Origin of the sequence: Amycolatopsis sp. NPDC058340, from assembly GCF_042723975.1 — a bacterium.
Classification (GTDB): Bacteria; Actinomycetota; Actinomycetes; order Mycobacteriales; family Pseudonocardiaceae; genus Amycolatopsis.
The window spans coordinates 221358-234307 of record NZ_JBHXIB010000008.1; the positions used below are offsets into that span (position 1 = coordinate 221358).

The window sequence follows — 12950 nt, forward strand, 5'->3', positions numbered from 1 at the left end:
CGCCCCCCCTCGACCCCGGGGTGTGCGGGCAACCGGCCTATTCGCCCACGGGGCGCCCCGTGTGGGGCGAGGACGGTTCTAACCGTCCTCGCCACTCACGAGGGGTCAGGGAGCGAGCGGTCCGACATCCGCCTTCGTCAGGGCCTTCCGCGCCCCGCCCGGCAGCAGTTCGTCGGCGCCGACGTCGTACTTCCCGGATCGCTTCTGCAGATCGAAATCCGTGCCCGCGTACGGGTAGGAGCCGACACCGGCGTCGACCGCGGGGCTCCCGGACGACAGGCGGTACAGCCCGTCCTGAACCAGCTTCGGATCGACGGCCCGGTAGCCGGACGGCATCCCCGCGGGCCCGCCCCAGGCGATGTTCCCCTCGTACTTCACGTCCGAACCGCCCGGCATGCTCACGAGCTTTCCCGTCCCCTGCAGGATGTTGTTCGCGAGCACGCAGTCCTTGGGCTTGAAATCGCCACCGTCGCCGTGGATGCCGTCGGTGGTCCCGACGACGGTGTTGTACGCGACCACGACCCGGTCGGGCCGGTCGTGGAGTTTGCTGTCCGGCCCGCTGTCCGCCTCGTTGCCCGAGCCGAAGACGATCCCGCGGTTCGCCGTGGTGTGCACGTAATTGTTGACGATCTTGTGGTCGTTGCCGTGGAAGCGGATCCCGGACCTGCCCAGCAGGATGTTCCCCTCCACCACGCTGCGATCCCCGTGGCGCAGCACGATGAACCCGCGGCTGTCGCGGATCGTGTTGTACCGGACGACGTTGTCCGACGACTTGACGGAGATCGCCTCGGAATCCCCGTCGGCCTTCTCGAACAGGTTGTACTCGACGACCCCGCCCGCCGAGTACTTCTGGTGGTGGCTCAGCCCGAACCGGATCGACTCGCCACCGTTCGAACCGGTGAACTTGTGGTTGGAGAAGTGGTTGTGGTGCACCTTGACCCGCTTCGCCATGTCCTTGGCCGGGCCGAGCACCTGCAGGAAGACCCCTTGCGTGGTGCGGTTCTGCAGGACGTTGTGGTCGAACTCGGTGTCGTCACCGTTGAGCGTGACCCAGTTCCCGCCGCCGGAGAGCTGGACGTCGAGCCGGGTCAGCCGGTTGTGCGTGCTGCCCACCGGCACACTCATCGAGCCACCGTGCCGGAGCTTGAAACCGCGCAGCACGACATGCGAAGCGCCCGAGGAGAACGAGAAACCCGCGGGCCCCTTGATCTCGGCCTTGCCGACGTGTTCCGCGGTGATCGTGATCGGCGCGCTCGCCGTTCCCGACCGTTTGATCGCGATCGCCGAGCCCGCCGAATAGCTTCCGTCGGCCAGCCGGATCTCGTCGCCGGGGCCGGCCTTGTCGATCGCGGACTGCAGCGCGCTCAACGACGTCACCCGGACGACCTTGGCGGCCGAAGCCGTGGCAGGAGCCGTCACCAGCGCCAAAATCGTCGCTGTGACCAGGCAGAAACGACGCATCCGCCGACCTCTCGACAGGCGACCTCGAAGGTCGCGTCAGTGGCGGCGGACTGCGATGAGGTTACGGATTCACCGACTCGTGCGTCAACGAGACGTCCCGGTCAAGGGGACTCAGGTCGTCTTCGGCGGTTGCTCGATGTCGAGCTCGGCCGAAAGCTGGCGCCAGGCCGTCTCGGCGGCCTTCTGCTCGGCTTCCTTCTTGGTCGTTCCCGAGCCGTAGCCGAGTTCACGCCCGCCGACGAGGACGGTGGCGCTGAACTCCTTGCGGTGATCGGGCCCGGTGTCCTCGACCTTGTACTCGGGCACGCCGAGCCCGGCCGACGCCGTCAGCTCCTGGAGGCTGGTCTTCCAGTCCAGGCCGGCGCCACGCAGCGGCGCCTCGGCGAGCAGGTCGTCGAACAGGTGGTGCACGAGCTTGCGCGCGACGTCGATGCCGTGCTGCTGGTACGCGGCGCCGATGACGGCTTCGAGCCCGTCGGCGAGGATGCTCGCCTTGTCCCGGCCGCCGGTGAGCTCTTCGCCCTTGCCAAGCAACAGGTGCTTGCCCAGCCCGCCCTCACCGAGGCCGCGCGCGACCCTGGCCAGCGCGTGCATGTTGACCACGCTGGCCCGGAGCTTCGCGAGCTGACCTTCGGCCAGTTCGGGATGGGTGTTGTAGAGGTGGTCGGTGACGACCAGGCCCAGCACCGCGTCCCCGAGGAACTCCAGCCGCTCGTTCGGCGGCAACCCACCGTTCTCATAGGCATAAGAACGGTGGGTCAGCGACAGCGTCAGCAGCTCGGGCTCGATCGTGATCCCGAGTGCTTCGAGCAGTGGTGCGGGGTCCGCGGGTGGTCCACCGGCCGACTTGCCCCCCATGTCGTCAGCTGCCGATCAGGCGGGCTCGACGACCTGGCGACCGTTGTGCTGGCCGCAGGCCGGGCACGCGATGTGCTGGAGCTTCGGCTGCTTGCAGGCGCGGTTGGAGCAGGGCACCAGCTGAACCGGAGCCGCCTTCCACTGGCTGCGGCGCGCGCGGGTGTTGGATCGCGACATCTTCCGCTTCGGGACGGCCACGAGTAGATCTCCTTCAGACGGTCTGCCCGCGGTCGCGAGCGAACTTGCTTCTCCGGAACGAGCTGGTGCTCGTCAGGCTTGCTTTCCGGGGCCATCGGCCTGGTCATCGCCCGTTTCGTCCTCGAAACGATCGACCAGCGCGGCCCACCGAGGGTCTATCTTCTCATGCCCGTGCCCGGGCTCGAGATCGGCCCACTTGACACCGCATTCGGTGCACAGTCCCCGGCAGTCCTCGGTGCACAGCGGGGCCAGCGGCAGCGCCAGCACCACCGCGTCGCGGACCGTCGGCTCGAGGTCGATCCGGTCGTCCACCAGGCGGGGGATCTCGTCCTCGTCGGTGGTCTCCTCGGTCGCGGAGCCGGGGTAGGCGAAGAGCTCGGTCAGGTCGACCTCGACGTCCTCGGTGATCGGGTCGAGGCATCGCGAGCAGTGCCCCGTCGCGACGGCGGAGGCCGTACCGCTGACGAGCACACCCTCGACGACGGATTCGAGCATCAGGTCGAGTTCGAGGCTGGAGCCGGCGTCGATGGTGATGACGTCGGGCACACCGAGCGCGTTCTCGACGGGGATCGAGCGTTGGACGGCCTTGCTCAGGCCGGCGTGACGGCCGAGCTCGCGGGTGTCGAGCACCCACGGGTTCCGGTCGTCCAGCTGCGCAGGCCTGGCCTGCGGCGACTTGTTCTCAGACATCGGTCACCAGGGTACGCAGGTACCGCCACCCACTTTCGGGCGGCCGGAACCGTAAGGTCCGTGAGGGCCTCCTTACCTACCCTGAAGGTAGTGAAGGAGGCCCTCACGGACCTTCAGAGCCGGATGAACCAGCAGCCCTGGGCGATCAGCTCTGGTAGTCGTACAGCGAAGTCCGGCTGTTGCCCGGCAGGTTGACCGGCGACCGCAGGTGGTTGCGCCCGGAGTCGACCGTCCGCAGCGTGGTCGCCAGCAGTTCGGAGAACTCGGCCAGCTTCCCGTCGACGTAGGCGTCGCAGTCGCCGCGCTGCTTGTCGGCCTCGACGTGCGCCTCGTCGACGATGCGCGCCGCCTCGCCGTGCGCGGCCTGGACGACCTCGGTCTGGGCGACGAGCCGGGCCTGCTCGGCGCGGCCGTCCTCGATGGCGCGCTCGTAGGCATCGCGACCTGCCTGGATCATCCGCTCCGACTCGGCACGCGACCGGTCGGTGAGGTTCTGGAACTCCGCCTGCCCGGCGGCGACCATGCGCTCGGCCTCGGCGTGCGCGTCGCTCATCATCTGCTCGGCGCGCGCCCGGGCGTCGGCGAGGATGCGCTCCGCCTCGGCCTGCGCGTCGGCGACCGTGCGGTCGGCCTCGGTGTTCGCCGTGGTGATCGTCTCCGCCGCCTCGGTGCGGGCGGTCTGGATCAGCTGATCACGTTTGTCCAGGACGTCCTGCGCGTCGTCGACCTCGCCCGGCAGGGCGTCACGGATGTCGTCGAGCAGCTCCAGGGTGTCCCCGCGAGGGACGACGCAACTGGAGGTCATCGGCACGCCGCGGGCTTCCTCCACGATGGTGACGAGCTCGTCGAGCGCCTCGAAAACCCGGTACACGGCCACTCCCTACCTACAGCGATCCCCACATTCCCTGAGTTCAGTTTGCCCTCATCACCGCCGTAAGGGGTGAAAGCGCGCGGTACCGGGCGTGTCCCCGCCGGTACCGCGCGCCATGATCACCGAAGGGTCAGCTCCGGATCCAGGACGAGCGTCAGCAATTGCGGGTCGGCCAGCGACGGCCCGCCGTGGCCGTTCAGCGCGCCGAGGTCGGTCACGGTGACCCGGTAGAGCTTGATGAGCGCGGTTTGGACCAGATCCTCCGCGAGATGCCAGTCGCCGCAGAGCAGGTACGCCGTCCGTCTGAGCGGTAGCGCCTTGTCCCCGGCGAACTCCCTGAAGCTCGCATCGTGCCTCCTCGTCGGTGTCCCGGTGTATCTCACGGACGAGGAGGCACGAAATGTTGCACGGGCGGGTCAGCCGGCGAGGTTCACCAGCTTGAAGGTGACGTAGCGGTCCGGCGTGTAGACGATCTCGCCGCCCTTGCCGGAGATCACGCGGTCGCTCGTGCCCACCGGGAACAGCTGGTAGTAGCCGGCGGCGCACGACGGCAGCACACCTTCACGGTTCTCGTAGACCGTGCCCGTCGCGCCGCCCCGAGCCTTGTCCACCACGGACTTCGCCGCGGACGACAGCGTCGAGTAGCCGATCTTCGTCAGCTTCGAGGTGTCGCCGCAGGACGGCGCCGGGGTGCCGTCGACGTCGATCACGGAGAAGGTCTTGTAGTGGTCGGCGGTGTAGAAGAACTCCCCGCCGTCACCGGTGACGATGCGGCGCGCGCCGCGATCCGGCGAACCGGGAGTCGGGACCGTGTACTCGTGGTAGTAGGCCGAAGCGCACTTCGGGAGGATGTTCTCCCGGTTCGAGAAGACCGTGCCGTCCTTGTCCGGGTACGGGAACGGCCCGCCCTTCTTGATGAGGTCGTAGGTCGTCGTCGCCTCGGCGGGCAGCGACGACAGCGACACGTGCTTGAACCCGGTGAGATCCCCGCACGGGTTCTGCTGGACGGAGACGGGGGCGGCTGCCTGCGCGGCACTCAGCCCGCCACTGAGCCCACTGAAAAGAGTGACAAGCAGAACGAGCAGCGCGGCGGCGATCCGCGATCGTTTGTTGGTCATTTTCGGACCGTAACCCGATCGTGTATTCACCAGAAGGCGTCGAGATGAACTCTTCATCGCCGCCCGCGACCGCCCGACCAACGGCCTCGGCCGTTCGGGTCAACCTCGTTCGGAGTACTTCTCCGAGAGGCGTTTGAACACTATCGGCGGCACCAGGTGCTCGATGTCGCCACCGAGCGCGGTGACCTCCTTGACCAGCGAGCTCGACACGAACCCGTACGCCGGGTTGTTCGCCATCAGCAGGGTTTCGAGCCCGGTCAGCTCACGGTTCATCTGCGCCATCTGGAGCTCGTAGTCGAAGTCGCTGACCGACCGCAGGCCCTTCGCGACCGCGATGATGTCGTTCTCGCGGCAGTAGTCGACCAGGAGTCCTTGCCAGGAATCGACGCGCACGTTCGGCAGCTTCGCGGTGATCTCGCGAAGCATGTCCATCCGCTCCTCGGTGGTGAACAGGCCCTTCTTGCTCTTGTTCACCCCCACCGCGACGACGACCTCGTCGAACAGCTTCGACGCCCGCTCGATGATGTCGAGATGTCCATTGGTGGCCGGGTCGTAGGACCCGGGACAGACCGCACGCCGCATGGCGCGGACGCTACCAAGGGCGGCGGCCCCCTGCGCGTTCTGCGCGTTCTGCGTCACACCTGATATTCGGCCCAGTAGAGCGCGGTGTCGCCATAGCGCTTCGTCCGCATCGGCTCGAAACCCGGCGGCCAGTCCGGTTCGCCGTCCCGCGCGGCCCGCTCGATGACCACCAGCGCGCCATCGGTGACCCACCGGCCCGACGCGAGCGCGGCCATGACCTCCCCCAGGCGGGTGGAATCCACCGCGTAGGGCGGGTCGGCGAGGACGATGTCGAAGGTTTCCGGCGCCGGAGCGGCCACGACGGACTCGACGGCCCCGGCCCGGACCGCGCCGCCGAGACCGAGCGCGGCGACGTTCCCCTTGAGCACTTCGACCGCGCGCCGGTCCGACTCGACGAACAGCGCGCCCGACGCGCCGCGCGACAACGCCTCCAGCCCGAGCGCGCCCGAACCGGCGTAAAGGTCGAGGACCTGGGCACCTTGCAGCTCGCCGGCGACCTCCAGCGCGTTGAACAGCGCCTCGCGCACGCGTTCCGAGGTGGGCCTCGTGCCTTTCGGCGGGACCTTCAGCCGCCTGCCGCCCGCGGTCCCCGCCACGATCCTGGTCATTGGAGCATCGTGCCTCAACGCCTTCCACCGTGACGTTGGCCGGGACTTGGTGAAGCCTCCGCCCAGCTCGCGTAGAGTCGTCCTTCGCCCTCGGAGGCGATAGAAGCGTTTAGGAGCGTTGCGTGTCCGAACCTCGGGTCAGACGGGCCGAGATCGCCATCGAGCAAGCCCATGTGGACACCGTCTACACCCGGCTCGCCGAGCTGCGAGCCCAGGCTGAGGCCATGCGTACCAAGGGCTACGAGATCGGCCATGGCGCCGGGCGGGAAGCCATCTTCGAGCAGGCGTCCATGCTGTTCGAACGGGACATGATGGTGTACCACGCCAATCAGACCCTCCAGACCCTCGACGCGGAGTACGAGGGCCTGGTCTTCGGCAGGCTCGACCACCTCGACAACGACCACATCTACGTCGGCCGTCTCGGCATCCGCGACGCCGAGTTCGACAACCTCGTCACCGACTGGCGCGCGCCCGCGGCCGCGGCGTTCTACCAGGCGACGGCCGAGGAGCCGATGGACGTCGTCCGGCGCCGGGTGATCCGGTGCTCCGGCCAGAACGTGCTCGACGTCGACGACGACGTCCTGATCGCCGACGCGGTCCCCGACGGCATGCAGATCGTCGGCGAAGGCGCGCTGATGGCCGCGCTCGGCCGGTCGCGCGGCGAGAAGATGCGGGACATCGTCGCGACCATCCAGAAGGAACAGGACGAGGTCATCCGCGCGCCGTGGCGCGGGGTCACCGAGATCACCGGCGGCCCCGGCACCGGCAAGACCGCGGTCGCGCTGCACCGCGCGGCGTACCTGCTCTACCGCCACCGCCGCCAGCTCGGCGGCGCGGGCGTGCTGGTGATCGGCCCGTCCGGGGTGTTCACCAGCTACATCTCGCGGGTGCTGCCGTCGATGGGTGAGACGAACGTCGAACTGCGCGCGCTCGGCGAGGTCCTCGACGGCCTCGAAGCCACCCGGCAGGACCCCGCTCCCCTGGCGGCGATCAAGGGATCGCTGCGGATGCGGAAGATCCTGCTGCGCGCGCTGCGGGACACGCCGGAAGACGCGCCCGAGGACATGAAGATCGTCTACCGCGGCGAGGTGCTGCGGCTCAACGCGCGGGAGCTCGACAAGGTGCGCCGCAAGGTGCACACCGCGGGCGGGCCGCCGAACCGGTCGCGGATCCGCGCCGCCGAACTGCTGCTCGACGCGCTCGCCGCGAAGGCCGAGCAGCACGCGAAGGACGACGGCCGTCAGATCGACAAGGCCGAGCTGATCACCGAACTCGGCGAGCGCATCGAGTTCCATCGGTTCCTGGTGGTGTGGTGGCCGATCCTGTACCCGGCGCAGATCCTGCGGTGGCTCGGCACCGAGAAGCGGCTCGCCTCCGCGGCGAAGGGGCTGCTCAACCGCAACGAGATCAGCATGCTCGCGGCCGACTTCGGCGACCGCTCCCGCGGCTGGACCATCGCGGACGTCGCGCTCCTCGACGAGCTTCGCGTCCTCATCGGCACACCGCCCAAGAGCCGCCGGGCCCGCCAGAACGTCGAGGTCAACCCCGAGCGTGGCGGCGCCCCGACCCGGCCCGAGCACTACGACGAGTACTCGCACGTGGTCGTCGACGAGTCGCAGGACCTTTCGCCGATGCAGTGGCGGATGGTCGGGCGGCGCGGCAAGTACGCGAGCTGGACCGTGGTCGGCGACCCGGTGCAGAGCTCGTGGCCGGATCCGGCCGAGGCCGCGATGGCGCGGGACCAGGCGTTCGGGCTCAAGACGACCCGCCGCCGGTTCACCCTGCGCACCAACTACCGGAACTCGGCGGAGATCTTCGACCTGGCCGCGAAGGTCGTCGCCGGGCACGCGGAGGCCGACGAGCTTCCGCGCGCGGTGCGGCAGACCGGCGTCACGCCGGAGGTCCGGCCCGTCGAGGCTTCCGGGCTGGAGGCGGCGACGCAGGCCGCGGTGAAGGAACTGATGGGGGCCGTCGAAGGCACCGTCGGCGTGATCACCGCCATGGACCGGGTGCCCGAGGTCGAGGGCTGGCTCGCGGAGCTTTCCGACGAGCGGCTCAAGGTCGTCGGCAGCCTCGATTCGAAGGGCCTCGAGTACGACGCCGTCGTGCTGGTGGAGCCGAACGACCTCATCACGGAGTCGACCACCGGCCGCCGGGTGCTGTACGTCGCGCTGACCCGCGCGACCCAGCAGCTGACCGTGCTGGCGTCCAACCCGGACTGGATCCCGGCCGCCTGATCACGCGTGTCGTCCGCCTGATCACGCGAGTCGCGCGCCCAATCACGCGAGTTACGTGCCCGATCACGCGAGTTCGGAGTCCAGTCACGCGAGTTCGGCGGTCCGGGACGGACGACACACGTGACTGGACGGACGACACGCGTGACTGGGGACGCGACACGCGTGATTGAGGGCGGGACAAAAGCTGAAGGGCTCCTTCAGGACACTGGTGAATGCCCTGAAGGAGCCCTTCAGACCCCCGGTGAGTGAACGATGTGGGGACGCATCGCACGTCCAGGGGTATTTCTAGCGCCTCTTCGTTGTTCGGTGTCACGTCGGTTTCACCGAACAACAACGCCGAACAACGAATCGGCCGTGGTCACGGGCACGGAGGCGCGTAATCGAGCCCCGGCAGGTGTTGTTCCCACTCGTCCGCCGTGATCCGCGGGTACACCGTCGCGCAGATGCGTTCGGCCGCCCGTTCGGGGCTGGTCTCCCACAACCGCACGCTGCCGTCCGCGACCGAGCCCGCGAGCGTGTGCCCATCGGGGGCGAACGCCACGGCGTTGACCCGGTCGACGTCGTCGGTCAGGTTCGCCGATTCGCGGACGGATCCCGGATCGGAGACATCCCATAGTCGCACGGACCGGTCGTAGCTGCCGGTCGAGAAGGTCTTCCGGTCGCCGCTGAACGCGACCGAGATGACGTTGTCGGTGTGCCCCGTCAGCAACGCGGCTTCGCGGGGTGCCGCCGGATCCGTCACGTCCCAGAGCCGGGCCGTGCGGTCGGCGCTTCCGGTGGCGGCGAGTTTCCCGTCCGGGCTGTAGGCCACCGAGAACACCGTGTCGGAGTGTCCTTTCAACACCGAAAGCTGCTTCGGCGCCTTCGGGATGGAGACGTCCCACAGCCGGGCGGTGTGGTCCCAGCCTCCGCTGAGCAGGGTGCGGCCGTCCGGGCTGAACGTGATCGAATGGACGTCGTCCTCGTGCCCGGCCAGCGTCGCGAGTTCGACGGGCCGCCGGATGTCGGCGACGTCCCACAGCTTCATCGTGTGCCCGGAACCCGCGGTCGCGAGCGTCCGGCCGTCCGGGCTGAACGCGACCGGGTCGATCTCGTCCGCCGGCCGGTAGAAGACGCCCACGTCGACCGGTTTACGCGGATCGGTGACGTCGATCAGCCGCATCGTGTGGTCCCAGGAGCCGGCGGCGAGCGCCCGGCCGTCCGGGCTGAACGCGAGACCGCAGACGCCTTGGCCGAAACCGGCGATCTTGCCCACCTCCCGCGGGTTGCGGGTGTCGGACACGTCGACCAGGCGCACCACGCCGTCCTGGCTGCCGGTGGCCAGCAGCTTCCCGTCGGCGCTGAACACCGCCCGGCACGCCGACTTCGCCGGACCGCTGATCGCGGGCCCCGGCAGATCCCACATCCGCACCGTCTGGTCGTCGCTCGCGGTCATCAGCGTGCGGCCGTCCGGGGAGAACACCGCCCAGACCACGGCCGCGGTGTGCCCGACGAGCGCGGGCTTCTGGCGCGGCTTCGCCGGATCGGTGACCTCCCACAGCCGCGCGGCGCGGTCGAAACCGGTCGTGGCCAGTGTCGTCCCGTCGGGACTGAACGCCACGGACCGCACGATGGACTTGTGCGAGTCGATGGTCGCCAGCGGTGACGGCGCCATGAGGTCCGCGACGTTCCACAGGCGCGCGGTCTGGTCGATGCTCGCGGTGGCGAGCGTCCGGCCGTCCGGGCTGAACGCCGCGGAGTGGACACCGGCGGTATGCCCGTTCACGACTCCGAGCGGCCTGGCCGTGACCGGGTCGGCGACGTCCCAGAGCCGCACGGTCTTGTCCGCGCCGGCCGAGACGAGCGTCCGCCCGTCGGGGGAGTAGGCGAGGCCGTTGACGTTGCCCGTGTGCCCGGTCAACGTGGCCGCCAGCACTGGTTTCGCGAGGTCGCGGACGTCGAAGAGGCGCACCGTGCCCTCGCCGTCCGCGGTGGCGAGTACCGCCGCCTTCGGGCTGAACGCCACCGCGTTGACCCGGCCGGGATGCTCCCCGACCAGCACTCCCGGCCCGGGTTTCGCCGGGTCGGCGACATTCCACAGCCGCGCGGTCTTGTCCCAGCCCGCCGTCGCGACCGCGCCGCCGTCGGCGCTGAAGGACACCGAATTGACGTTGCCGGTGTGCCCGGTCAGCGTGGCCAGCTCGCTCGGGCGATGGGGATTCTTGATGTCCCACAGCTTGGCCGTCTGGTCCCAGCTGCCGGTCACCATCACCTGGCCGTCGCCGCGCAGCGCGGTCGCGTTGACGCGGTGGCCGTGCCCTCGGACGCGGGTCGAATACGGCGACTCGAACATCGCGAGCACACTGCCGCGGGTGTCCACACTCGGATCGACGCGGTACGCCGCCAGCGCGAGCTGCGCGGCCAGCGCCGGGTTCGTCATCCGCATCTCGATGGCCTGCCCGGCGACCTTCTGCGCGAGCGCGCTGTTGCGCTGGGCGGTCGCGGTCTGCTCGGCACGGACGGCGTACACCATCGCGGCCGTCGCCAGCACCAGCAGGACGGCCAGGAGCGCGACCAGCTGGCGCAACCGCCGGGTGCGCCGCCGCGCGACGGCCTGCTCCTGGTTCTCGATCGCCACACTCGCCTCGAGGAACCGGCGTTCACGCTGGGAAAGCGCGCTCTCGTGCTCCCCCGCCCAGTCCCTGGCGATGGACAGCCGCGCGCCGCGGTAGAGCCAGCCGTCGTCGCGGCCGACCGATTCCCAAGCGTCGGTCGCTTCGGTGAGCTGGCGGTGCACGCGCAGGCCCTCGCGATCCTCGGCGAGCCATTCGCGCAGGCGCGGCCAGCCCCGGATCAGCGCCTCGTGCGCGATCTCGATGCCGTTGTCGTCGAGGGTGACCAGCCGCGAAGACGCCAGCCTGTCCAGCACGACGGCGACGTCCGGGTCGTCGGCGTCGACCTCTTCGCGGGTGATGCGGCGTTTGGTGTCTTCAGTGCCTTCGCCGAGCGCGGTCATCCGCAGGAAGATCTGGTTCGCCAGCCGCTGCTGGTGTTCGCTCAGTGAGGTGAAGGTGTGCTCGGAGGTCTGCGCGACCGACCGTTCGATCCCGCCGGTGGACTCGTAACCGGTGAGGGTGAGGGTGTTGCCGTGGCGGCGGCGCCAGGTCTCCAGCAGCGCGTGCGAAAGCAGCGGAAGCACGCCGGGCTGCCCGGTCGCGTCGGCGACGAGCCGCGAGACCAGCGCGTTCTCGACGCGGTACCCGGCGTCGATCGCCGGACGCGAGATGGCCTGCCGCAGCTCCTCGGTGCTCATCGGGCCGACGAGGATCTGCGCGTCCTGCATGGCCTCGACCAGCTCGGGATGCCGCGCGCAATGCGTGTAGAAGTCGGTGCGGATGCCGAGGACGACCCTCGTCCGGCTCTCCGGCTCGGTCGTCGCGGTGACCAGCGCCGCCAGGAAGGCGGCGCGCTCGTCGGCGTCCTGGCAGAGCGTGAAGACCTCTTCGAACTGGTCGACGACCAGCACGACGTCGCCCTCGCGGTCGGCGACCAGCTGGCGGGCGGCCAGGCCGAGGTTGCGCGGATGTCCGGTGAGTTCGGTGAGCAGCCCGCCCGCGGCGAGACCGAGCGCGGCGCCGAACTGGACGGCGCATTCCTGCAACGGCCGCGACCCCGGGGTCATCAGCATGGTCACGGAGCCTTCGCCGAGCGCGGGGAGCAGACCCGCCCGGAGCAACGACGACTTACCGGAACCGGAAGCCCCGAGAACCGCCAAGAATCGTTGATCCGAAAGCCTCGCGACGAGTTTTCCGACAAGCCGTTCGCGACCGAAGAATCGGACCGCGTCATCCGGCCCGAATGCGGCCAGACCGATATAAGGGACCGATTCCCCATTCAGCGGGGCAACCGGTGAATCATCGACTCCACCGCGCGTCCGCTCGGTCACGTCATGCCATCGGGCCTCCCACTCCTCCTCGGGGCCGTCGCATGCCCGGACGTAGGCCAATGTCACCGCCAAGCTGGGCATCTTCTTCCCGCCGGCGGCTTCGGAGAGGGTGCCCGCGGAGTAGTGGGCGCGCCTGCCCAGCTCGCGGTACGTCGGATTGCCGGCCTTCTCCCGCAGACGCCGGAGATCGGCGGCGAACCCCAGCAACGGATCGTCCCCGGGGTCCAAAGGTCGTTCCGGACGCGGCACCCTCAATCCTTTCTTTTCAGTGGTTTTCCCACCCTCGCATTCGGGGGCAACCGTACCGTGGAAACGGGGGAACCCCACCGAGTACCGGGTACATCGGGACGGTTAATTTCGATCGATTGACAGACACGGGAAGGGATCGGGGTCCCGCCGCGT

At 69.2% G+C, this 12950-nt stretch carries 10 protein-coding genes and 1 pseudogene; 1 reads left to right on the forward strand and 10 read right to left on the reverse strand.

The genetic code is table 11. From position 1 onward, the window contains the following. Window positions 1–105: 105 nt before the first annotated feature. The 9 genes and pseudogenes from ACFWIW_RS13680 to rsmD all read right to left on the reverse strand — a co-directional run bounded on the left by ACFWIW_RS13680 (window position 106) and on the right by rsmD (window position 6386). Window positions 106–1461: a polysaccharide lyase 6 family protein gene (locus ACFWIW_RS13680; protein WP_378368723.1), complete on the reverse strand. Its 1356-nt coding sequence runs from the start codon at window positions 1459–1461 to the stop codon at window positions 106–108. A gap of 111 nt (window positions 1462–1572) precedes the next feature. Further along, complete coding sequence (rnc, locus tag ACFWIW_RS13685; protein ID WP_185927140.1) at window positions 1573–2319, reverse strand: ribonuclease III; 747 nt, start codon at window positions 2317–2319, stop codon at window positions 1573–1575. Between the two features lie 15 nt (window positions 2320–2334). Then, window positions 2335–2517 carry a 50S ribosomal protein L32 gene (gene rpmF / locus ACFWIW_RS13690; RefSeq protein ID WP_005160412.1) on the reverse strand — a complete coding sequence of 61 codons (183 nt, stop codon included), beginning with the start codon at window positions 2515–2517 and terminating at the stop codon, window positions 2335–2337. 72 nt (window positions 2518–2589) lie between these two features. Beyond that, window positions 2590–3207: a YceD family protein gene (locus ACFWIW_RS13695; protein WP_378368724.1), complete on the reverse strand. Its 618-nt coding sequence runs from the start codon at window positions 3205–3207 to the stop codon at window positions 2590–2592. A gap of 145 nt (window positions 3208–3352) precedes the next feature. Beyond that, on the reverse strand, window positions 3353–4078 hold the full coding sequence (locus tag ACFWIW_RS13700; protein ID WP_034323487.1) for a DivIVA domain-containing protein: 726 nt from the start codon (window positions 4076–4078) through the stop codon (window positions 3353–3355). A 221-nt stretch (window positions 4079–4299) separates the two neighbouring features. Then, window positions 4300–4461 (reverse strand): annotated as a pseudogene (locus ACFWIW_RS13705) (sigma factor); the annotation flags it as partial. 33 nt (window positions 4462–4494) lie between these two features. Continuing rightward, window positions 4495–5196, reverse strand: a complete 702-nt coding sequence (locus ACFWIW_RS13710) for a ribonuclease domain-containing protein (RefSeq protein WP_378368725.1) — start codon at window positions 5194–5196, stop codon at window positions 4495–4497. A 99-nt stretch (window positions 5197–5295) separates the two neighbouring features. Beyond that, on the reverse strand, window positions 5296–5778 hold the full coding sequence (coaD, locus tag ACFWIW_RS13715; protein WP_240594380.1) for a pantetheine-phosphate adenylyltransferase: 483 nt from the start codon (window positions 5776–5778) through the stop codon (window positions 5296–5298). A 53-nt stretch (window positions 5779–5831) separates the two neighbouring features. Beyond that, the gene (gene rsmD / locus ACFWIW_RS13720) at window positions 5832–6386 is read right to left on the reverse strand and encodes a 16S rRNA (guanine(966)-N(2))-methyltransferase RsmD (protein ID WP_378368726.1); all 555 of its coding nucleotides are present in this window, start codon (window positions 6384–6386) and stop codon (window positions 5832–5834) included. A 122-nt stretch (window positions 6387–6508) separates the two neighbouring features. Between rsmD and ACFWIW_RS13725 the strand changes: the two genes are divergently transcribed. Next, on the forward strand, window positions 6509–8623 hold the full coding sequence (locus tag ACFWIW_RS13725; protein WP_378368727.1) for a HelD family protein: 2115 nt from the start codon (window positions 6509–6511) through the stop codon (window positions 8621–8623). 358 nt (window positions 8624–8981) lie between these two features. Here ACFWIW_RS13725 and ACFWIW_RS13730 read toward each other — a convergent pair whose 3' ends face one another. Then, entirely contained in the window at window positions 8982–12797 is a 3816-nt protein-coding gene (locus tag ACFWIW_RS13730; RefSeq protein WP_378368728.1) for a hypothetical protein, read from the reverse strand. Window positions 12798–12950 lie beyond the last annotated feature (153 nt).